Origin of the sequence: Marinobacter sp. UBA2688 (assembly GCF_002352785.1) — a bacterium.
GTDB classification, from domain to species: domain Bacteria; phylum Pseudomonadota; class Gammaproteobacteria; order Pseudomonadales; family Oleiphilaceae; genus Marinobacter; species Marinobacter salarius.
The window spans coordinates 22,495-42,689 of record NZ_DELU01000027.1 but is presented as its reverse complement, the minus strand read 5'-3'; the positions used below and the strand labels follow the sequence as shown (position 1 = coordinate 42,689).

The 20,195-nt window shown below is 57.9% G+C and carries 21 protein-coding genes; 9 read left to right on the top strand and 12 right to left on the bottom strand.

Translation table 11 applies throughout. The features are described from left to right. Nucleotides 1-99 precede the first annotated feature (99 nt). On the top strand, nucleotides 100-942 hold the full coding sequence (locus tag B3M52_RS18035; protein WP_226909996.1) for a DUF547 domain-containing protein: 843 nt from the start codon (nucleotides 100-102) through the stop codon (nucleotides 940-942). Between the two features lie 26 nt (nucleotides 943-968). Here B3M52_RS18035 and B3M52_RS18030 read toward each other — a convergent pair whose 3' ends face one another. The 9 genes from B3M52_RS18030 to B3M52_RS17990 all read right to left on the bottom strand — a co-directional run bounded on the left by B3M52_RS18030 (nucleotide 969) and on the right by B3M52_RS17990 (nucleotide 7,518). After that, nucleotides 969-1,715 (bottom strand): amino acid ABC transporter ATP-binding protein, encoded by a 747-nt coding sequence (locus B3M52_RS18030; protein WP_036201846.1) that lies wholly within the window; start codon nucleotides 1,713-1,715, stop codon nucleotides 969-971. After that, nucleotides 1,712-2,386, bottom strand: coding sequence for an amino acid ABC transporter permease (locus B3M52_RS18025; protein ID WP_075196337.1), 675 nt, complete (start codon nucleotides 2,384-2,386; stop codon nucleotides 1,712-1,714). Before B3M52_RS18025 ends, B3M52_RS18030 begins: the two co-directional genes overlap by 4 nt. A 26-nt stretch (nucleotides 2,387-2,412) precedes the next feature. After that, complete coding sequence (locus B3M52_RS18020; protein WP_075196336.1) at nucleotides 2,413-3,168, bottom strand: amino acid ABC transporter substrate-binding protein; 756 nt, start codon at nucleotides 3,166-3,168, stop codon at nucleotides 2,413-2,415. A 59-nt stretch (nucleotides 3,169-3,227) separates the two neighbouring features. Continuing rightward, nucleotides 3,228-4,562, bottom strand: coding sequence for a DsbA family protein (locus B3M52_RS18015; protein WP_075196335.1), 1,335 nt, complete (start codon nucleotides 4,560-4,562; stop codon nucleotides 3,228-3,230). Nucleotides 4,563-4,580: 18 nt separating this feature from the next. Further along, nucleotides 4,581-5,252, bottom strand: a complete 672-nt coding sequence (locus B3M52_RS18010) for a TVP38/TMEM64 family protein (protein ID WP_041332810.1) — start codon at nucleotides 5,250-5,252, stop codon at nucleotides 4,581-4,583. Beyond that, entirely contained in the window at nucleotides 5,249-6,001 is a 753-nt protein-coding gene (locus B3M52_RS18005; protein ID WP_041332814.1) for a YiiX/YebB-like N1pC/P60 family cysteine hydrolase, read from the bottom strand. The genes B3M52_RS18010 and B3M52_RS18005 overlap by 4 nt, the downstream gene beginning before the upstream one ends. A gap of 81 nt (nucleotides 6,002-6,082) precedes the next feature. Further along, the gene (locus tag B3M52_RS18000) at nucleotides 6,083-6,493 is read right to left on the bottom strand and encodes a hypothetical protein (protein WP_007154865.1); all 411 of its coding nucleotides are present in this window, start codon (nucleotides 6,491-6,493) and stop codon (nucleotides 6,083-6,085) included. A 147-nt stretch (nucleotides 6,494-6,640) separates the two neighbouring features. Further along, nucleotides 6,641-6,904, bottom strand: coding sequence for a zf-HC2 domain-containing protein (locus B3M52_RS17995; RefSeq protein WP_041332818.1), 264 nt, complete (start codon nucleotides 6,902-6,904; stop codon nucleotides 6,641-6,643). Beyond that, on the bottom strand, nucleotides 6,898-7,518 hold the full coding sequence (locus tag B3M52_RS17990) for an RNA polymerase sigma factor (protein WP_007154863.1): 621 nt from the start codon (nucleotides 7,516-7,518) through the stop codon (nucleotides 6,898-6,900). The genes B3M52_RS17995 and B3M52_RS17990 overlap by 7 nt, the downstream gene beginning before the upstream one ends. Before the next feature lie 219 nt (nucleotides 7,519-7,737). Here B3M52_RS17990 and B3M52_RS17985 point away from each other — a divergent pair, with 219 nt between their 5' ends. The 8 genes from B3M52_RS17985 (at nucleotide 7,738) to B3M52_RS17950 (ending at nucleotide 18,207) form a co-directional block, all read left to right on the top strand. Further along, nucleotides 7,738-9,927 (top strand): FAD-dependent oxidoreductase, encoded by a 2,190-nt coding sequence (locus B3M52_RS17985; protein WP_075196334.1) that lies wholly within the window; start codon nucleotides 7,738-7,740, stop codon nucleotides 9,925-9,927. A 76-nt stretch (nucleotides 9,928-10,003) separates the two neighbouring features. Beyond that, a complete protein-coding gene (locus B3M52_RS17980; protein WP_041332820.1) occupies nucleotides 10,004-10,966 on the top strand; it encodes a radical SAM protein in 963 nt (320 codons plus the stop codon). A gap of 186 nt (nucleotides 10,967-11,152) precedes the next feature. Then, complete coding sequence (locus B3M52_RS17975; RefSeq protein ID WP_007154860.1) at nucleotides 11,153-12,556, top strand: sodium:solute symporter family transporter; 1,404 nt, start codon at nucleotides 11,153-11,155, stop codon at nucleotides 12,554-12,556. Nucleotides 12,557-12,567: 11 nt separating this feature from the next. Beyond that, on the top strand, nucleotides 12,568-13,530 hold the full coding sequence (locus tag B3M52_RS17970) for a metallophosphoesterase family protein (protein WP_075196333.1): 963 nt from the start codon (nucleotides 12,568-12,570) through the stop codon (nucleotides 13,528-13,530). Nucleotides 13,531-13,679: 149 nt separating this feature from the next. After that, the gene (gene ectA, locus B3M52_RS17965; RefSeq protein WP_075196332.1) at nucleotides 13,680-14,195 is read left to right on the top strand and encodes a diaminobutyrate acetyltransferase; all 516 of its coding nucleotides are present in this window, start codon (nucleotides 13,680-13,682) and stop codon (nucleotides 14,193-14,195) included. A 131-nt stretch (nucleotides 14,196-14,326) separates the two neighbouring features. Further along, entirely contained in the window at nucleotides 14,327-15,595 is a 1,269-nt protein-coding gene (ectB, locus tag B3M52_RS17960; RefSeq protein ID WP_075196331.1) for a diaminobutyrate--2-oxoglutarate transaminase, read from the top strand. 51 nt (nucleotides 15,596-15,646) lie between these two features. Continuing rightward, complete coding sequence (locus B3M52_RS17955; RefSeq protein ID WP_075196330.1) at nucleotides 15,647-17,089, top strand: aspartate kinase; 1,443 nt, start codon at nucleotides 15,647-15,649, stop codon at nucleotides 17,087-17,089. 119 nt (nucleotides 17,090-17,208) lie between these two features. After that, entirely contained in the window at nucleotides 17,209-18,207 is a 999-nt protein-coding gene (locus B3M52_RS17950; protein WP_075196329.1) for a sigma-70 family RNA polymerase sigma factor, read from the top strand. Between the two features lie 24 nt (nucleotides 18,208-18,231). Here B3M52_RS17950 and B3M52_RS17945 read toward each other — a convergent pair whose 3' ends face one another. The 3 genes from B3M52_RS17945 to pdxH all read right to left on the bottom strand — a co-directional run bounded on the left by B3M52_RS17945 (nucleotide 18,232) and on the right by pdxH (nucleotide 20,167). Next, entirely contained in the window at nucleotides 18,232-18,684 is a 453-nt protein-coding gene (locus B3M52_RS17945; RefSeq protein ID WP_075196328.1) for a DUF3429 domain-containing protein, read from the bottom strand. Between the two features lie 219 nt (nucleotides 18,685-18,903). Then, a complete protein-coding gene (locus B3M52_RS17940) occupies nucleotides 18,904-19,491 on the bottom strand; it encodes a DNA-3-methyladenine glycosylase I (RefSeq protein WP_075196327.1) in 588 nt (195 codons plus the stop codon). A gap of 40 nt (nucleotides 19,492-19,531) precedes the next feature. After that, nucleotides 19,532-20,167, bottom strand: a complete 636-nt coding sequence (gene pdxH / locus B3M52_RS17935) for a pyridoxamine 5'-phosphate oxidase (RefSeq protein ID WP_075196326.1) — start codon at nucleotides 20,165-20,167, stop codon at nucleotides 19,532-19,534. Nucleotides 20,168-20,195: the final 28 nt, after the last annotated feature.

The following is a 20,195-nucleotide window of genomic DNA, read 5'->3' as shown; positions in this document are numbered from 1 at the left end:
CTAATTGCATTGTAACAATGGCCGGCTTTTCGTGTCGGTGAAAGAGCAAAGTCGATGAACCTGTAGACCTTCGGAACCTTTAGACCTGTGGAGAGTGACGTGAACAAACCTGGACGATTGATAGGCCTGATGATGTTCGCCGTCATCATGCCGGTGACCGCTGCCGCCGCTGAAGCAACGTTTGACCCGTTTCAGCGTCTGCTAACACAGTACCTGACAGAGTCGACAACGACCGACGGTGGCCTGGTTTCTGCATTTGACTATGAGGCGGCCCTGGCCTCATCGCAGACCGACGGCCTGCTGGCGGATCAGCGTGACCGCCTTGCAGATTTCGATACCGGCACCCTCGATGGCGAGGCTGAATCCGTCGCCTTCTGGCTCAACGCCTATAATTTCTTCATGATCGACCAGATCCTGACTGAGCGACCGGACGGAGAACTCGTCGACTCGGTCTGGGACTACGGCGGTCGCGTCAATCCCTTTGTGGACAGTGTTTTTGACCGGGAAAAGTTTGAGATAGGCGGACAGGAATACAGCCTGAACCAGATGGAGAAGGATATCCTTCTTGGGGAGGAATACGCAGATAAAGGGTGGAAAGACGCGCGGGTACACTTCGCGGTGAATTGTGCGTCCGTTGGCTGCCCGCCATTGCGGGAGACTGTCTACACGGCTGACAATCTGGAAAACCTGCTGGCAGAGAATACCCGGCGTGCGTTCAATACGGATCGGCATCTGAGGATCGATACTGATACAGCGTATGTCACCGAACTGTTCAAGTGGTACGCGACGGATTTCGAAGAGGCATCGGGAACACCAAAGGCGTTTATCAGGGCCTGGGCGGATGCGTCAGTGGCGAGTCGCGTCGCGCAAACGTCTGCGATGGAGTACATCGATTACGACTGGGCGCTTAACAAGCCCGACAATTTTTCTGAATTCCGATAATCGGTGTTGGTCGGCCCGACCGCCGTTCATACCGGATTGGTGGCCAGGATTTTCTTCAGAAAGTCCTTGGTTCGTGGGTCCTTGGGATTATGGAAAATCTCACTGGGAGGCCCCTGCTCCACGATTCGACCTCCGTCGATAAAGATCACACGGTCGGCCACGTCCCGCGCGAAGGACATTTCGTGGGTAACCACCATCATGGTCTGGCGTTCCGAGGCCAACTGTTTCATCAGCCCCAGCACTTCTTCCACCCACTCGGGGTCGAGTGACGAGGTGGGCTCGTCAAACAGGATGACTTCCGCGCCCGTTGCCATGGCACGGCCGATACCGACCCGCTGTTGCTGTCCGCCGGACATGGACGCCGGATAGGCATCTGCCTTGTCGGCGAGGCCGATCCGATCAAGTATCTCCCGTGCGCGCTGGTAGGCTTTTTCTTTCGGCCAGCGATCCACCACGAGCAACCGTTCCGCGATGTTCTGCAACGCGGTCTTGTTGGAGAACAGGGCATAGTTCTGGAAAACGAACGCGGTTCGCCGGCGCATGGAGAGAATGTCCGCGCGGCTGGCGCGGTTCACGTCCACGGTCAGATCACCCACGGTCATGGTGCCTTTGGTGGGTTGTTCCAGAAAGTTGACGCAGCGCAACAGGGTGGATTTTCCGGTCCCTGAGGGACCGATGATCACCACGATCTCACCTTCTTCGATGGCGAGATCGATGCCGTCGAGAACCACGGCCTTGCCAAAATGTTTGCTCAGTGATTCCAGTTTGATCATCGGCTGTAGGCCTTGTTCAGACGGATTTCCAGGTAGTGCTGAAGCTTGGAGAGCATCTCAACAACGATCCAGTACATGATGGCGGCAACAATGAAGGCCTCGAAGTACAGGAAACTGCCGGCGGCCTCTTTCTGGGTGGCACCCATCAGCTCGGTAACCCCCAGGGTAAATGCCAGGGAGGTGGCCTTGATCATGTCGATGAAGTAGTTCATCAGCGTGGGCAGTGCCACACGTGTGGCCTGGGGCAACACTATCCGTCGCATCAGCTGGCCGTTGGTCATGCCGATCGACAGGGCGGCTTCGGTCTGGCTGCGGTCCACACCCACGATGGCGGCACGTATCGATTCCGCCATGTACGCCGAAAAATGCATGGTCAGGCCCATGATGGTCGCCGTAACGCCGTCTATGACCGTCAATGCACTGACCAGTTGCGGCAGCCCGTAATAGAACAGGAACAACTGCACCAGCAGCGGAGTGCCCCGGAAAAAGGAAATGAACACGATGGTCAGCTGATTGAGCACCGGGATGCGCAGCACCCGGACGACGGCGAACAGGCAGGCAAGGATCAGCGCCAGCACCATCCCGACGCCGGCCAGTTGCAGGGTGAGGGGCAGGTACCCGAGCAACACAGGTACCAGCCCAAGCATGTATTCGACGTTCAACACGTCCATAGCGAGTCAGGCCTTGGTGGCGCCCCTCAGGGCTGGGTGATGTCGGTGCCGAACCACTTCTCTGAAATGGAGGCCAGGGTTCCGTTGTCACGCAGGGCTGTCAGGGCTGCGTTTACTTCATCACGCAGCGCTCGTCCGGCGTCCGTGTCGCGAAACGGGTAGGCGTTGGTGATCTGGGAGAACGTTGGGCCGGCGAGCTCCAGCGGCAGTGGCTTCTCCTTGATGATCTGGCTGGCACTGACCCGGTCCATAACGAAGGCGTCCACGCGACCCAGAGCGGTATCACGCTCCAGATTGCTCTCATAGGTTTTGATGTTGATTTGGTCTGCATAGGGCAGTTCCCGCAACAGGGCCTCGAAGTTGGAGCCCAGATTCACCGCGACGGTTTTACCCTTCAGATCTTCCACACCCTCGACCTCGGTGTTGCCTTCCTTGGTTACTACCTGAGCACCGTCATAGACATACGGTTCGCTGAAAATGTAGGCCTTCTGGCGCTCCTCGGTGATGGTGATCTGGTTGGCAACGGTGTCGATGCGCCCGGATTCCAACATGCCAAACAGGCCTGAGAAGTTGGCGGTCTGGTACTGGATTTCACGCCCCATTTCCTTGCCAATTGCGTTCATCACATCAACTTCAAACCCTTTGAGGGTATCCTGCTCCACAAAGGTAAACGGGAAATACTGGCCGGACATTCCGACTCTCAAGGGGTCTCCCTGGGCAAGAGCAGGAGCACTTACCATCATGGATACGATGATCAACGAATGAATCAATAGTGTTTTCATAGAACCTCCTTCCAGAGTTTGTCGCCTTCACGGCCCACGTTGGGACGAGCATGGAGTTATCATACGCGCCCTTGGCGTTTATTGAGAGTCGCGGTAGCCGCGACGATGCTCTTTTCGATCACCCACAACCGATCCTGCCCCCAACAGCTGACCTCCCCGTAACGGAAGCTGGGAACGCCCCATAGCCCGCAGTCATACATGGCTTTGCGGTTGTTTTCCGCCCACTCACGCCAGCTTTGATCGTTCAATAAAGCCTTGGCTTTCTGCCAGTCCAGGCCGGCTCGTTCGACGATTACTTTCAGACCGGCATCGGTTTCGGAGCGGATGCCTTCGGCATTGACGGCCCTGGCGTAGGCCAGCATGTAGTCGGTCTCGCGACCGAGTGAGCGGGCGTATTCGAACAAGGCATAGCATCTTTCCACGCCCGGCCCCAAAGGATCGGCGACGAAACCATACGGAATGCCCAGTTTGTTGGCTTCCCTTTTGGTGTCGTGGAAGATGTACCACTTTTTGGCATCCGGTACCGACTGCCCGCGCATCAACATGGGCAGAACCGGTTTCAGTTGAAGAGGAATATTCCACGCCTTGGCCAACTGGACTGCTCGCTCCAGGCCCAGATAGGAGTATGGGCTGCGGATGGAAAAGAAGACCTCAAGGGTGGTGGTCGCTCGATGGCCGTCAGCCGGGCTGGGGCTGCTACTCATCAAATCGGACCATGTGCGCGTGAAAAGGACCGCATCGGGGACGTCCCGGTTCAGTCCCTGTTCGTTTAGACGCCGCTCAAGATGATCCAGGCGGTCCACACCCCAGAACCATTCACCCAGGTACCTCGTCATGCTGCCTTGATAGTGCCCTAGCCTCCGGAGCAACCGTTCATTCTCGGACAGCTGTGCGTGGTCATACCTTGCGGGCGCTGTGTCCGGTGGCGAGCCGGAATGTGAATGCCATAGATCTTCCAGCACACGCACGGCGGTTATCAGCCCTTCACCGGTTTTTTCTGCATTGAGCAGACGGGCCGTGGCTGTCGTCAGTTCGGTCTCGGAGGGCGCCGTCGGCCGGTCTGGAGGCGTGAAGCCGTATAGTTGTGCGAGCCTTGTGGCGTCCTGTTGCGCCCAGGTGCGCCAGAGAGCCGGCTCGGGGTACATGTTGTCGTCCAGTTGCCAGACAGTATGGACCCGGAAACGCACATAAAAACGTTCCTGTAGCTGGATAAGCGCCTGCAACAGGGGCAGCCCAAATGGGTCTCGGGGGTTTACGAACACCTGGACAAGATCGCTCTCACCCCGCGTTTTTGCCCGTATGTTGTGAAGGGATCGTTGCAGAGCGTATCTGGGCGCACTGGAAAGGGCACGGGCGAGCCAGGGCATAACATCGGCTTTGACCGGACGGCGCATAAGGTCGTCTCTTTGTTGTTATTGGTTAAGTTGAAGCCAGCGCGCCAGCTGCGAGCCGGGGTTTCGGCTGATGGACCACGGCAACCATACCATCACTGCCAGGATAATCGCGCCTGCGGCGACGGTAAGTACCGGATTCAACGTGAACGTGTTCCCCAGGCCTGCAAACACCACCGTCATTGGCAGCATGCCAACGAAGGTGGCAATCGCAAAGCGCCAGGCGCGTATGGCAGTGACGCCGGCGGCGTAACTGATCAGGGCGAACGAGAAAACGGGTATCAGCCGGGTCAGCAGGATGGCAATGGTGAGAAAGCGTTGCGAGCCATCCCGTGCAAGCACAGGGTTGTCCGGAAAACGTTTGCAGATCACCTCGCGTCCGAGGCAACGGGCAACCCAGAACGCCGCCATGGCGCCCAGCAGGGCACCGGTTGCTGCAATGGCGGTTCCCTCAAGCACACCAAACGCCAGACCTGCGGTTGCACTGACCGGAAGTGTGGGAATCGGGCCTATCACAACCGCCATCGTCATCAGCAGCATCAGCAACAGTGGGCCGGCAGCCCCCTGGCTTTTCAGCCATTGTGCAAGGGCATCTGGAGACAGGTCCGCAGGTATTCCCAATATCTGCAGCAGCCACCAGGCACCTGCCAGGGCAGCCATTACCACAACAACGATGGCGATTCTCAGTGTCATTCCGCCCACCGGAACCCCCGGTAATCAAACCCCTGTTCCAGCGTGGGTTTAACGACGTCGAAATAGGGGGAGGCGTCGAAATCCCGGGGCGCAAATAGAGAATGGTGGCGAATCCGGAAGTACTCGCGCTTTTGCGCGTCGCAAGCCGGATCACCTTCTGATTCGGACAGGCTTACGGGCAGTATCGGGTAACGGAGGGCCTGGAATCCCTCGGCGATGAATGTGGAGCAGATCGCCCGCGTGGGATCACCGCTGCCAAGGGCCAGAAGCGAACGTCGGTAACGGGACGGTACCGGTGGCGTCGGGCACAGGTAGCGTGCCAGATCCCAGACGTTTTTCAGGTCGTACTGGTGGCCGAGCCGGCTTTTCGAGTAATCCACAAGCTTGTCGATATCATTGTCGGTGAGTCCGACCGGGCGACAGATGCGGGTATGGGTGTTGCGGTATGCCGACAGCGAAAGCGGGCGAATACCTTCCTCAAGATCCGCCTCGATCAGTACATGTGGCTCGCCATTGCCGGCGGCGCCAAGGCCCGCGTTCGGTCCCAGGTAAAGGGCGGCGTGCGACCAGGTTGACTGAGTCAGGTACTTGATGGCTACACTGATTCGCGTATTTCCCTCCACCAGTAAAACGTCGCCGGGCTGAAGAGTTTTTTCCAGGGCCTCCCAGGCGGAGGTGCGCACCGAGTGTTGGGTGACCTGCTTTGAAAGATAGGTGGTCAGGCGCCGTGACAGCCAGTTCAGTAGCATCGGTACTCCGGTTGTTGGCGGTAGGTTGATAGCAACAAGGACAAACAACCGGACTGACTGTTACAACGCCCTGGCGCCGTTTTACGCAGCAGTGGGAGCCGGTTGCCTCGAAAGCGTAAGCGTATCGTAATCACGAAGCAGATACAGCGCCGCGCATGCGGCGAGCATGGGCCAGGCCGCAAAGAACAGGAGGTTATCGAAAGGCTGCAGGTATTTCGCGAATGAGGACAGGGTGGAAGCACCGTGGAAGATCAGGAGTGCGCCGTAAGTCCAGGTTTTCAGAAGGCCAGCAACAAACATCAGTATCAGCACAAGTTGTGCGATGCCGATGAGGTAGACGGCTGTCTCGCCAAGGCCATCGAGCCCGTAGAATGAATCGAAAACCTTGATAGCGTGCTCGGGCTGAACCAGTTTATCCAGGGTCCAGACCAGAAAAACAACGAAAACACCAAGTCGAAGTAACAGCAGGGCAAGGGGTAACTGCTTGGGCATTCCATATCTCCTTTCGAATTTTGAATGATCGTTCCAGAGACAGAGCGGCGGTGTGGGAGTTCCATTGGCAAGCGAAAAGAGTGGTTCTGTCAGAGCCTGGTGTAACGTCCGGAAGGGGCGGGTGTCGTTAAACGAAAGCGAAGAGCATCACGGGTCCGACGTGTCGTTTCCGGAGTGCCGAGCGTTGAGCGACTCACTGACACGTTCGTCAATCCGGCGTACCAGATCTTCGTCCAGCTGCTGGCTCGAGTGGGCGTTCATAAGCTCTATGCTGGCCCGCAGGCTGCCAATGAAGCTACGACATCGACCGCACATCAGCAGGTGCATTTTCACAGACATTACTTTCCCGGTGCCCAGCTCACCGTCAATGTAATCGCTGGCGATGCGAGCCAGATCCCGGCACATTAACATTCGCCTGTCTCCTGAAATGTCTCAACCATCAGAAAGATTTTCTGCCGTGCCCGATGCAGGAGCACGCGCAGGTTAGAGGCGCTGACATCCAGAATGTTACACACGTCGTCGGATTTGTGCTGATGCGCTTCGTACAACATCAATGCTGATCGTTGTGTTTCCGGCAGTGCGGACAGGTGTCGATCAAGGCAGTCGCTCAGTGCACCGTTCTCCATCAGTGCCTGGGCGGACTCATTGGTTTTCAGGCTCGGCGGTGTGGCCCAGCGACCATTGGGCGCAAAGCGGGCGGCGAGGTCCGGGTCCAGCGCTTCCGAAAAATCCGCGTTCACTTCCCTCTTGGTCTTTCGGAGATGATTCTTGGCCCGGTTTGCCACGATACGGTGCAACCATGTCTTCAGGCCGGAACGGCCCTCAAATGTCTGAACGGCGTCGATAACCGTCACCCAGCAATCCTGGACAATTTCCTCTGCCGAGGCGTGATCAAGGTAAAAGCGGGCGACGGCCATCATGCCAGGGGTGTATAAACGCACAGCCTCGCGAAAGGCGCCCTGGTTCCCCGACTTCAGGCCGGTGATGAGGATGTCGTCGTCAGATTGGTGCGTTGTGGTTTCCATTCCGTATACCCCAGGACACCCGCGTTAGAGCGTTGTTATAAACATGTTATTGGACATCCAGAGCGGCCTGGACAATGGTATGTCTATAGTCGCAGCCATTAGTTCCAGTAATGATGAGTCACTGCTCAAAAAAATTTTAGACCCTGGCTGCTGTAACATCCAGCGCTTTGGCGTGTCTCTCAGAGCAACCGTTTTCACTTTTAATTTATGGATTTAGCTATGAACTCCAAAAAGCTCGTTTTGCTGCTGGTTATCGGTGTCGTGGTTGCACTGTTTGTCAGTTTTGGCGGTCACGAGATACTCACGCTGGAAAACCTGCAGAAACACCAGTCTGCCATTGAACAGTGGATCAATCAGAATTTGCTGGCGGCGGTGCTTGGGTTTGCTGGAGTGTATGTGGTGGTAACGGCGCTGTCGCTGCCCGGTGCCGCGATCATGACGCTGGCCGGCGGTGCCTTTTTCGGTAATGTCTATGGTCTGGTTGCAGTATCCATCGCATCGACCATCGGTGCCTCACTTGCGTTCCTGGTGGCCAGGTTTCTGATGCGGGATACCTTGCGGGAGAAGTACGCGGAAACCGTCGCAAAGATGGACCGTGGCATCAAAAAAGACGGTGCGTTCTATCTTGCCACCCTGCGTCTGGTACCGGTATTTCCGTTCTTCCTGATTAACCTGGCGATGGGCCTGACCGCCATGAAGCTGAAGACCTACGCTCTGGTGAGCTGGGCGGCGATGCTGCCGGGTACCTTTGTGTATGTAAACGCCGGCACTCAGCTGTCGACGATTGAAACCACCAGCGACATTGTGTCCGCCAATATTCTGCTGTCTTTCGCGCTGTTGGGGGTGTTCCCGCTGATCGCCAAGTTTGTTGTCGGTTTCATTCGCAAGCGCCGGGTGTACGCCGGCTGGCAGAAACCAGAGTCGTTTAATTACAACCTGCTGGTGATTGGCGGTGGCTCGGCGGGCCTGGTGTCGGCGTACATTGCCGCAGCGGTTAAGGCCAAGGTGGCGCTGATCGAGAAAGACAAAATGGGCGGAGACTGCCTCAACACCGGTTGCGTACCGTCCAAGGCGCTGATTCGCAGTGCCAAGGCGGCCGACACCCTGCGCCAGGCGAATCGTTATGGCCTGGAGTCGGTACCGGTAAAAGGCTCCTTTGCCAATATCATGGCGAGGGTGAAAGAAGTCATCGCCAAGGTGGAACCCCACGACTCGCCCGAGCGCTTCCGCAAACTGGGTGTTGACTGCATCTCCGGTACCGCCAGCTTCGTATCGCCCTGGGAGCTGGAAGTGGTCCATAGCGACGGTCACACCGAGCGCCTGACCGCGCGCAGTATTGTGGTGGCCACTGGGGGCAAGCCGGCAGTGCCGCCCATTCCCGGTTTGGCGGACATGGAGCCGCTGACATCGGACAATCTATGGTCCCTGCAGACCCAGCCTGAGCGCTTGCTGGTACTTGGTGGCGGCCCCATTGGCTCGGAACTGGCCCATGCCTTTGCGAGGCTTGGCAGCAAGGTGATCCAGGTGGAAATGGGCGAGCGTTTGCTGGCCAAGGAAGACGCCGATGTCTCCGAGGTCATCCGGAAACAGTTTGAACAGGATGGCATTGATCTGCGGCTTAACCACGCCGCCAAGGAGTTCGCTGTCGAGGACGGAGAAAAGGTGGCCTACTGCGAGTTCAACGGCGAGCGCGTGAGGATCGTGTTTGACCAGGTTCTGGTTGCTGTTGGTCGTGCCGCTCGAACTGACGGCCTGGGGCTGGAAAAGATAGGGGTGGAAACCCTGCCCAATGGCACTGTGCCAGTGGCAGAAGACATGAGTATGCGCTTCCCCAACGTCTTCGCCTGTGGCGATGTGGCCGGGCCCTATCAGTTTACCCACGCGGCGGCTCACCAGGCCTGGTACGCGGCAGTGAACGGTCTGTTTGGCGAGTTCAAGCGTTTCCAGGTGGATTACCGGGTGATGCCCTGGGTGACCTTTACCTCGCCGGAAGTGGCCAGGGTCGGCCTTAGCGAGGCCGAAGCCAAGGAAAAAGGTGTGGCTTACGAAGTCACCCGCTATGGCCTGGACGACCTGGATCGTGCCATTGCTGAGAGTGAGGATTACGGTTTTATCAAGGTGCTCACGCCGCCAGGGAAGGACAAGATTCTGGGTGCCGTCGTGGTCGGTGTGCACGCCGGCGAGATACTGGCCGAGTTCACCCTGGCCATGAAGCACGGCCTGGGCCTGAACAAAATTCTGGGCACTATCCACCCTTACCCGACCTGGAACGAATCAGCCAAGTATGCCGCTGGAGAGTGGAAGCGCGAACACGCACCCCAGGGCATTCTCAAACTGCTTGAGAAACTTCACGGCTGGCGCCGTGGCAAACAGACCGGCGACAAGGCCGGCCGGGAAGTAACAACGTAAAACAGAATAAGTGCAGGTGTTACAGGGCCTGCACCTTTTTTGGCACTCATAGATTCATCGTCAACACGGAGCAGCTATGCCCCTGACCCAAACCGCCGAAAGACGTATTCCCGCCGTGGAAGTGCTGGAACCGAGGGCCCGCGACAGCTGGACCCACACCCGCAACGGCGACCCGCGCGGCTACATTGATTCCGACAAGCTCAAGGAACTGTGGATTCATACCGGCACCGCCTGCAACCTGGCCTGCCCGTTTTGCCTGGAAGGGTCACACCCCGGCGATGGCCGTATTCCGGGCATGAAGTTGAGCGACGTGAAACCCTTTATTCACGAAGCCCTGGATATGGGGGTGGAGCAGTTCTCCTTCACCGGCGGTGAGCCTTTCGTGATCAAGGATTTCATCAATATCCTCGATTACGCCAGCCAGCACCGTCCCTGCTTTGTCCTGACCAATGCCACGGATCCGCTGCTCAAACGCCGTCATCAGGTGCTGCCGTTACTGGACAACGCGTACCCGATCCATTTCCGCGTCAGCCTGGACTTCCCTGACCGGGCCCGGCATGACGTGGACCGGGGTGAAGGCAGTTTCGATAAGGCATTGGAGGGGATTCGCTGGCTGGTCGACCAGGGTTTTCAGGTATCGATTGCTCGCCAGACCGATCCGGAGGAGATTCCGGCGGATGTGGAAGCGGCTTTCCGCGAGATTCTGCGGGACTGGGGCATTCCTGAAACGCTGGCATTCACCGCGTTCCCTGATCTGGGGACGCCCGGCTCAGAAGACGGCAGCCCGGAGATTACCGAAACCTGCATGGAGAAATACCCCACCAAAGAGGCACGGTCGCACTTCATGTGCACTTATACGCGCATGCTGGTGAAGCGGGATGACCGGGTGCGGGTGTATGCCTGTACGTTGGTGGATGACGATCCGCAGTATGACCTTGGCGGGACACTGGCGGAGAGCATGGATGAGCGGATTATGTTGCGGCATCACCGGTGTTTTGCCTGTTATCGGTTTGGGGCTAGTTGTTCGGCGCCTGGGTGATTCTTTTTTAGGACTGGTTGCTGGGAGTTGGCGGTCTGGGGGTGGTGTTTTATTTCCTTGAGAAAAAGAACTCGCTTTGTTCAGACACCTTTTTCCTGGCGGAAATAAAACACCACCCCCAGACCGCGGTTGAATGACTGCAATTCGCTGGATTAGAACAAAGAACGGACGAGGAAAAGACAGACGATGAATTTCACGGAAGCGACCCTGTTTTGGGGGTTTTTGGTGGTTTATGGGGTGGTGATGTATGTGTTGTCGCCCAAGAGCAAAAACGCCAATTCGTTCTATAAAGGTGCGGATGATCAGGGTAACCCGGTAAGTCAGTGGTCGCTGACGGCGAGTATTTTCATCAGTTGGATCTTTGCCAAGTCGGTGACCAACGCGGCCAACCTGGGGGCTGCTTATGGTGTCACCGGCGGTCTGGCGTACGCCAGTTACTGGCTGTCGATTCCCGTGGCCGGCTACATCATCTATTTGATTCGGACCCAGACCGGTGCCCGCAGCCTGCAGGATTTCCTCACGTCGCGCTTTGGCCGGCTGGCCAGTCTGGCGTTTGCGGCGGCCATCCTGATCCGTCTGTATAACGAAGTCTGGAGTAACACCGCCGTGGTGGGCGGCTATTTCGGGCTGCCGGGTGAGTGGGAGTACTACTCCGCGGCGATGCTGTTTACCGTCTTTACTCTCGCCTACAGCCTGAAAGGTGGCCTGCGGTCGTCGATATTCACGGATGTGATTCAGGCGTTCGTGTTTGTGTTCTTTGTCGGCGCGGTGCTGTTCCTGATTGTGCCGGCCAATGACACCAGTGCCCTGCTCACCGACGGTGAGTTCAAGCTCAATGCCGGCTTTGACCTGTTGCTCGTCGCGCTGTTGCAGATGTTCAGCTACCCCTTCCACGATCCGGTGCTAACCGACCGCGGCTTTGTGAACAAGGAAAAAACGATGTTGAAGAGCTTCGTGGTGGCAGGACTGCTGGGCTTTGTGGCGGTGTTCATCTTCAGCCTCGTCGGTGTTCACGCACGGCTCAATGGCATTGAGGCCATGGGTAATGCGCCCGCGGCTGTCGGACAATCGCTTGGGTTGGCGGCGCTCTTCTTCATGAGTGTGGTGATGATGACCTCCGCCGGCTCCACGCTGGATTCCACATTCAGTTCACTGGCCAAGTCCCTGGCGGTGGATCTGCCACGGCTGGCGAAACGTGCCAAAGACCGCTTGCCGAGCGTTCGCGTGGGCGCGGTCATCATGATTGTGTTCGCACTGCTGGGTAACCTGCCGATGTTTGCCGGCACCGATATTCTCAAGGCCACCACCATTTCCGGCACCATGGTGATGGGGCTGGCACCGGTGTTCCTGTTTTACGGTTTTACCCGCTGGTCGCCCTGGAGCTTTCATCTCAGTTTCTGGACCGGCCTGGGTCTGGGTGTGCTGCTGGCAACGGGGCTGATTCCCGCCAGCTGGGCCATCGGTGACGGCAAATACGCCATGCTGCTGGGTGTAAACGCCTACGGCTTCCTGATCTGCACCGCCGGTTTCTTTGTGCCGCTGGTCGTCCGCCGACTTGCCGGGCGCTCTCTGGCGGCCGGGGAGGTTTAGGAGGTGGTGTCGTGACCGAGGGCCGGAGTTGTCCGCTGGCGTATCGCTACGATCCGGCGTCGCTGTGTGCTGAGCCGCAACAGGTGGCCGGGGACGTGCTGTATGTTATCGGTGGCCTGTACGGAAATCCCCTTGCCCTGGATGAAATCGAGCGATTGGCACGGGCGGAGGAGCGACAGGGTCGCCGGGTGACGTTGGTGTTTAACGGGGATTTTAACTGGTTTAACGCCACCGACGGGCTGTTCCGGGAGATCAACAATCGGGTGCTGGAGCACACCGTCAGCCTGGGCAACGTGGATTATGAACTGGCCAACCCCAATGATGGCGCCGGCTGCGGTTGTGCCTATCCGGATTTCGTGGATGAGGGCGTCGTGGCACGTTCCAACGCCATTATGGGGCGGCTGCAGGGGGTGGCCGGGGAGCATTCCGATATTCAGGCGCGGTTATCCCTCTTACCCCGTTACCGTTGCCTGATATTTGGAGGCCTAAAGGTTTTGGTGATTCACGGCGATCCGGAGTCCCTCGCCGGTTGGGGGTTGGCCTATGAATCCTTTGTGGCTGGTAACGAGGCGAAGCTGACGGAGTGGTTCCTGGCCAGCGGTGCTGATGTGATTGTCTCCACCCACACCTGCCTGCCAGTACTGTGGTCGGGAATGGTGAACGAGCGACGTTGTGTGGTTGCCAACAACGGGGCAGCCGGAATGGGGAATCTGCGGCAGGACCCCCGTGGGTTGATCACCCGGATCGGTCTGGCGAGCCCCGTGGCTGAGCCGGTTGCCGGTCTTGAGCGGCAGGGCCTGAATGTCTCACTGTTACCCGTGGACTATGACGTCGACGCCTGGTTAGAGCAGTTTGACCGGCTCTGGCCGGCGGGTTCGGCCGCCGCTGTGTCGTACCGGGACCGGATCGTTGGAGGGACTTCGATAACCGCAGACGATATTACGTTTCCCCCTGGAAGGGGCTCTATAGGGTAACGAATTTGTCACTGGCGGTTGGTGTAATAATGTCTATTCTGAAGGTGAGAGGTAGCCATCGGGGCTGGCGGCCCCAGAGCGCCGACTTGAAATATATTTTGTGGTCTATATAATTTAACGCTAACTTTTTGAGGCGAATCGATCACGTTATGACATCAGAAGGCTCGAATACCACCGCCATCACCCTCCGCACGCCGGTCAAGGATGATGGCTACAGGCTTCACCAGTTGGTGGCACAATGCCCCCCGCTGGACCCTAACTCGATCTACTGCAACCTCCTGCAGTGCAGCCATTTTGCCGAAACCGGCGTGGCCGCGGAGATAGACGGCGATCTGGTCGGCTTTATTTCCGGATATATTCCCCCCCAACAGCCCAAAACCGTTTTTGTCTGGCAGGTGGCCGTTCACGAGAAAGGTCGTGGGCAAGGTCTTGCCAAGCGGATGTTGAAGGCGATTGTGGCCAGGGACGCGTGTAAAGACGTGACCCACATGGAAACCACCATCACTGAAGACAATGAGGCTTCCTGGGCGCTGTTCCGGTCCTTTGCCCGTGACATGGGTGCTGAACTGACTTACCACGAGCACTTTGAGAAAGACACCCACTTTGGCGGCAAGCACGACTCCGAGTTCCTGCTCCGCATCGGGCCTTTCACAAAGACGGCGTAGCAGCCTTCCCGAACGACCGATCCCCCTGTTTGGACTAGCCGGCAGATTGCTGAGGTGAATCTGTCACAACGGCTTCAACCAACGTGCTACCGCACAGTTACCTCGAACCTGACATGCTAAGAGGCAAGACAATGGAACTTTTCAAGTCGACCGAATCCGAAGTACGCGTTTATTCCCGTGCCTTTCCGGTGATCTTTAACCGTGCCAAGAACGCGCACCTGTACACCGAAGATGGCAAGGAATACCTGGACTTCCTGGCCGGCGCCGGGTCACTGAACTATGGCCACAACAACGACATTCTCAAGAAAGCGCTGCTCGAGTACATTGAAAGCGATGGTGTCAGCCAGGGCCTGGATATGTTTACCACCGCCAAGCACGATTTCATTGAGTCGTACAAGAAGCACATCCTGGACCCCCGTGGCCTGGACTACAAAATGCAGTTTACCGGTCCTACCGGCACCAACTGCGTGGAAGCGGCCCTGAAACTGGCTCGCAAGGTGAAAGGCCGCAATGGCATCGTGTCCTTCACCAATGGCTTCCACGGCGTCACCATGGGCGCGGTCGCGGCCACAGGTAACAAGCACCACCGTGGTGGCGTTGGCACCCCGCTGGGGAATGTGGACTTCATGTTCTATGACGGCTACCTGGGTGAGAACGTAGACACCCTGGAAATCATGGACAAGGTGTTGTCCGACGGCTCCTCCGGCTTTGAACTGCCGGCAGCGGTCATCGTTGAAGCGGTCCAGGGCGAAGGCGGATTGAACGTCGCCCGCGCTGAATGGCTGCAGGGCCTCGAGAAGCTGTGCAAAAAGTACGACATTCTGTTGATCGTCGACGATATCCAGGCAGGGAACGGCCGTACCGGCGAGTTCTTCAGTTTCGAATTTGCGGGCATCAAGCCGGATATCGTAACGGTATCCAAGTCGTTGAGCGGTTACGGCCTGCCGATGGCCCTGGTGCTGTTCAAGCCGGAGCTTGATGTCTGGGGGCCGGGCGAGCACAACGGCACCTTCCGGGGCAACAACATGGCCTTTGTAACCGCCCGCGCAGCGGTCGAGACCTACTGGAAAGACGATGCCTTTGCCAATGAAGTGAAAGCCAAGACCGAGGTTCTGGCTGAAGGGCTGCAGGCAATCTGTGACAAGTACCCGGGCGAGTTCAAGATGAAAGGCCGGGGCATGATGCGTGGCATTGAAGCCACCGACGCTGAAGTGACGGACAAGATCACCGGTCGTGCCTTTGAGAAGGGCCTGATTATTGAAACCAGCGGCCCCAATGACGAAGTGATCAAATGCCTGATGCCGCTGACCACCAGCGAGGACGATCTGCGCAAAGGTGCTAAACTTCTAGGTCAAAGCGTGGACGAAATCATGCAGGAGGGAATGAGCAAGGCGTCCTGAGACGCCTGCCATCTCCCGACACTCATTCTGCAGGATAACGACGGTAACATTATGACTAGCGAACAACATACCGTAGAGAAAATCGGCGGCACCTCCATGAGCAATTATGAGGCGGTGCGCGACAACATCATTCTCGGCGGGCGCTCCAAGGACGACCTGTACCAGCGCATCTTCGTGGTCTCCGCCTATGGCGGTGTCACCGACGAATTGCTGGAGCACAAGAAAACCGGAGAACCGGGTGTCTATGCCCTGTTCGCCGATGCCGAGTCGGACTGGGCCTGGGGCGACGACCTCACCAAACTGATCCAGTTCCTGACCGACATCAATGGCGAGCTGTTCCCGGACCCCATGCTCAAGCAGCAGGCGGACCAGTTCATCACTGACCGCATCGAAGGCGTTCGCGGCTGCCTGATTGATTTGCAACGTCTGTGTTCCTACGGGCAGTTCCAGCTTGAGGAGCATCTGCTGACGGTTCGTGAAATGCTGGCCGGTATCGGTGAGGCCCACAGTGCCTTCAACACTGCCCTGAAGCTTCAGCAGGAAGGCATCAATGCGCGGTTCGTGGACCTGACCGGGTGGCGCGACAATGAACTGCTGCCGCTGGATGAAAAGCTCAAGCAGGCATTCGACGCGGTGGACCTGAGCCGTGAGCTGCCGATCGTGACGGGGTATGCCCAGTGCAAGGAAGGCCTGATGCGTACCTTCGACCGGGGCTACAGCGAGATGACCTTCAGCCGGGTCGCGGTGATTACCAACGCCCGCGAAGCGATCATCCACAAGGAATACCACCTCAGTTCCGCGGACCCCAACATTGTCGGTGCGGATAAGGTCGTCCCCCTGGGGCGCACCAACTATGACGTTGCTGACCAGTTGGCGAACCTCGGTATGGAAGCGATCCACCCGCGCGCTGGCAAGGGCATGCGTCAGAACGAGATTCCGCTGCGGGTGATGAACACCTTCGAGCCGGAGCACACCGGTACCCTGATCACCGGCGACTACGTCAGTGAGAAGCCTCAGGTAGAGATCATCGCGGGTAACAAAGGCGTGTTTGCCATTGAGGTGTTCGATCAGGACATGCAGGGTGAGCCCGGTTCCGACCGTCGCATTCTGGAAGTGCTGGGTCGCTTCAAGGTGCGTTTCGTATCCAAGGACACCAACGCCAACACCATTACCCACTACGTGGACAGTACGCTCAAACACGTCAAACGGGTGGTCAGGGCGCTGAAAGACGAATTTCCCAACGCCGAAATCAGCACTCGCAAGGTGGCGATCGTGTCTGCCATTGGCAGCGATATCAAGGTGTCGGGCATCCTGGCTCGGTCAGTCAAGGCCCTGGCGGACGAGGATATCAGCGTTCTGGCCCTGCACCAGTGCATGCGGCAGGTGGACATCCAGTTCGTAGTGGACGAAGACGCCTATGAGAAGACCATTGTGGCGCTTCACGGCGCGCTGATTGAGCCTCACAACCACGAGTACGCGATTGTTGCAGCGTAACCTGCTGGTTTCTCTACGTCGGTAATTGCCACAACGGACAGTCTGTGCCCCCGGCAACGGGGGATCCACGACGCTGTTCCGCGCGTATTCTCTGGAAATTCGCGATCGGAACCTGTGCCATGACTGACGTTCAGAGCCCGGGGCCGTCTCCGACCATAGCCCATTCCGGCGAAACGGAATCCCTGGTAGGGCTGTACTTCAGGGATGCGTCCCGTTACGAATTGCTCACCAATGAGGGCGAGCGCCGACTTTCACGGCGCCTGACCTTCTGCTATCGGATCATATCTACCGAGCTTGCCTTGCCGGAAGGCACCCCTCAGACATTCCGCGAAGTGGTTGGAAGCCTGGGCGACGCCTGTGCTTTTTCGAGGCGGTGTCGTCGTGCCTACCATCTCGCCACCGCCAGTCGTCAGCGGCTGATTCGCAGCAATCTCCGGCTCGCGGTGCACATCGCAAGGCGCTACGCCAACCGCGGCATTCCCATGTCGGATGTCATTCAGGATGCCAATGTCGGTCTGATCAAGGCCGTGGAGCGGTTTGATCCTACCAAGGGCTTTCGTTTCTCGACCTATGCCTACTGGTGGATCAGCGAAGAGGTGAAGCGGTGCATGAAGCGTGGAACCCGGCTTGTGCATACCCCTGAAAACGTGGTCGATGAAATCCGCCTGTTGCAGAAAAAATCCCTGGTACTGCACCAGACATTGGGCCGCACACCGTCGCAGACCGAACTGGCGCGGGAGATTGAGGTGTCGCCTTCCCGCATTGGTGAGCTGCGGGCGCTGGCCAGTCTGGAAGTGTCGGTGGATCTGCCGGTGGGCATGGAGGGTGGCATTACGCTGGGTGACAGCCTATGTGCAGACGATCAGTCCGCGCCGGACCACGACATGGCCCAGCGTGACCGCAAACGGACACTGACCGCTCTCTTGGCGGAACTGAGTTCGCGGGAAAAGGATGTCCTGGCCAGGCGTTACGGCCTGGGTCTCCCGGAACCGGAAACCCTGCAGGTGATCTCCGATGACCTGGGAATAAGCCGGGAGCGGGTGCGGCAGATAGAGAAAAGCGCCCTGAAAAAGTTACGGGGCCGTTTTATCGACCCTAACGACGAGCTCCGGGGCTAGTATTCAGGGCCGGTATCGACCGGCTTAGCCCTGGGCCAGAATGAACCAGGCGCCCGCCGCTACCTGGCACGCCAGGACAACAGCTGTCAGTCCCAGCCGCAACTTCAGATACCAGTCCGGCCAATAACCCCTCATCCAGCGAGCGTCGACCACATACAGCGCGACATAGGCCAGCGTGTAAACCAGGATCTGGCCGGCAATGGGCAGCAGCAGACCAATGCCGGCGGTGATGAAGAACACTTGGCTCAACAACATGGTTACCAGAGGGGAAATCGGGTAGCAGCGATTCTCAAGCTGCATGGCCAGTGGCCAGTAGATGCCCGCCATAAAGCCCAGAATGCCCGCGCTGTACAGGTAGAAATAGCGGGAGATGGCCAGGCTCTGTTCAGGCAACGCAAAGAGTCCGAAAATGGCGGCAAGGAAAGGCAGCAGCCCGCCAATGCCCACGACGATCGCCAGTCTGGCGACGGCAATCACGAGTGCTTCCCCTGAACCCGAATCCTCATTGGTTCGATAGCGGCGGGCTCCGTGCCCACCAACTCAATGGCCGGGTTGATCGACTGCCTGAGTTCTTCCAGGGTTATTCTCACCGTATGACTCTCACCGTAAAACGCGGGGATGATGTGCTACCCACGGACTTACGAGCAACGGATCGTTTGGGATCATTCCAGTCGTGTAACGCCGAGGAAATAATAGTCAGACATTGTCCGCGAGCTCACGGCAGGCGGCGTGTTGAGGGCACTGAACGAGGTGGTCATTGACCATGCCCGTGGCCTGCATGAAGGCATATACAATGGTGGGCCCCACAAAGTTGAAGCCGCGTTTTTTCAGTGCCTTGGACATGGCTTCGGCCTCGGGCGTGTAAACCGGCACGTCGGCAAAGCGCTGCCAGTGATTCTGGATAGGCTCTCCACCGACAAACGACCACAGGAAGTCTCTGAACGAGTGGCCCTGATCCCGTAGCTCCAGGTAGCCCCGGGCGTTGCGAATGATGGACTCGACTTTCAGGCGGTTACGGACGATGCCGGTGTCCTGCATCAAGGCGTCGACTTTGGCCTCGTCATAACGGACGATTTTTTCAGGGTCGAAATGGTCGTAGGCGGCGCGGTAGTTGTCCTGTTTCTTGAGTATGGTGATCCAGCTCAGGCCCGCCTGCTGGCCATCCAGGCACAGCTTCTCAAACAGCGCCAGGTCGTCGTACTCGGGGCGGCCCCATACGGTGTCGTGGTAGTGAACGTAGAGCGGGTCATCGCCACACCAGGGGCAGCGTTGTTGATTGTCCATAGTCCTGCCTTCTCGTCTGAAGTTGGTGGAGCGGTGCGGGTTACGGCTGTAGACGGTCGATGTGCCAGCGATCGCCCTGCCTGACGTATTCAAAGCGGTCATGCAGGCGGCTTGGCCGCCCCTGCCAGAACTCGATTCGTTCCGGCACCACGCGGTAACCGCCCCAGAAATCGGGTAGCGGGATCGTCCCGTCCTTGAACCGGCGTTTCATCTCGGCCACTTTCTGTTCCAGCAATCCGCGGGAGTTGATCGCCCTGCTCTGTTCCGATACCCAGGCACCGATCTGGCTGCCCCGGGGGCGAGAGGTGAAGTACCTCAGGGATTCGGATTTGCTGACCTTTTCCACATGGCCCTGAATCCGCACCTGGCGGTTCAGCCCGATCCAGGGGAACAGCAGGGCGGCTTTTGGATTTTCTGCCATTTCGTGGGCCTTGCGGCTGCCGTAGTTGGTATAGAACACAAAACCGGCGTCGTCGAAGTATTTCAACAGGACGGTCCGTATGTCGGGCATGCCGTCTCCGCCTGAGGTGGCCAGTGACATGGCATTGGGCTCGAGAATGCCGGCCTCACGGGCATTCTCGAACCAGACATGGAATTGTCTGACGGGGTTGTCATCAAGGGCATCGCGCTCAAGGCCTTCGCTTTCGAAGTCTCGGCGCATATCGCTAATATCCATCCGGGTTTCCTGAATGAGGGATTTCGTT

Coding starts and splice junctions, on each gene's coding strand:
- B3M52_RS18030 (WP_036201846.1), bottom strand. CDS start 1,715: ATGATCAAACTGGAATCACTGAGCAAACATTTTGGCAAGGCCGTGGTT.
- B3M52_RS18025 (WP_075196337.1), bottom strand. CDS start 2,386: ATGGACGTGTTGAACGTCGAATACATGCTTGGGCTGGTACCTGTGTTG.
- B3M52_RS18020 (WP_075196336.1), bottom strand. CDS start 3,168: ATGAAAACACTATTGATTCATTCGTTGATCATCGTATCCATGATGGTA.
- B3M52_RS18015 (WP_075196335.1), bottom strand. CDS start 4,562: ATGCGCCGTCCGGTCAAAGCCGATGTTATGCCCTGGCTCGCCCGTGCC.
- B3M52_RS18010 (WP_041332810.1), bottom strand. CDS start 5,252: ATGACACTGAGAATCGCCATCGTTGTTGTGGTAATGGCTGCCCTGGCA.
- B3M52_RS18005 (WP_041332814.1), bottom strand. CDS start 6,001: ATGCTACTGAACTGGCTGTCACGGCGCCTGACCACCTATCTTTCAAAG.
- B3M52_RS18000 (WP_007154865.1), bottom strand. CDS start 6,493: ATGCCCAAGCAGTTACCCCTTGCCCTGCTGTTACTTCGACTTGGTGTT.
- B3M52_RS17995 (WP_041332818.1), bottom strand. CDS start 6,904: ATGTTAATGTGCCGGGATCTGGCTCGCATCGCCAGCGATTACATTGAC.
- B3M52_RS17990 (WP_007154863.1), bottom strand. CDS start 7,518: ATGGAAACCACAACGCACCAATCTGACGACGACATCCTCATCACCGGC.
- B3M52_RS17985 (WP_075196334.1), top strand. CDS start 7,738: ATGAACTCCAAAAAGCTCGTTTTGCTGCTGGTTATCGGTGTCGTGGTT.
- B3M52_RS17980 (WP_041332820.1), top strand. CDS start 10,004: ATGCCCCTGACCCAAACCGCCGAAAGACGTATTCCCGCCGTGGAAGTG.
- B3M52_RS17975 (WP_007154860.1), top strand. CDS start 11,153: ATGAATTTCACGGAAGCGACCCTGTTTTGGGGGTTTTTGGTGGTTTAT.
- ectA (WP_075196332.1), top strand. CDS start 13,680: ATGACATCAGAAGGCTCGAATACCACCGCCATCACCCTCCGCACGCCG.
- ectB (WP_075196331.1), top strand. CDS start 14,327: ATGGAACTTTTCAAGTCGACCGAATCCGAAGTACGCGTTTATTCCCGT.
- B3M52_RS17955 (WP_075196330.1), top strand. CDS start 15,647: ATGACTAGCGAACAACATACCGTAGAGAAAATCGGCGGCACCTCCATG.
- B3M52_RS17950 (WP_075196329.1), top strand. CDS start 17,209: ATGACTGACGTTCAGAGCCCGGGGCCGTCTCCGACCATAGCCCATTCC.
- B3M52_RS17940 (WP_075196327.1), bottom strand. CDS start 19,491: ATGGACAATCAACAACGCTGCCCCTGGTGTGGCGATGACCCGCTCTAC.
- pdxH (WP_075196326.1), bottom strand. CDS start 20,167: ATGGATATTAGCGATATGCGCCGAGACTTCGAAAGCGAAGGCCTTGAG.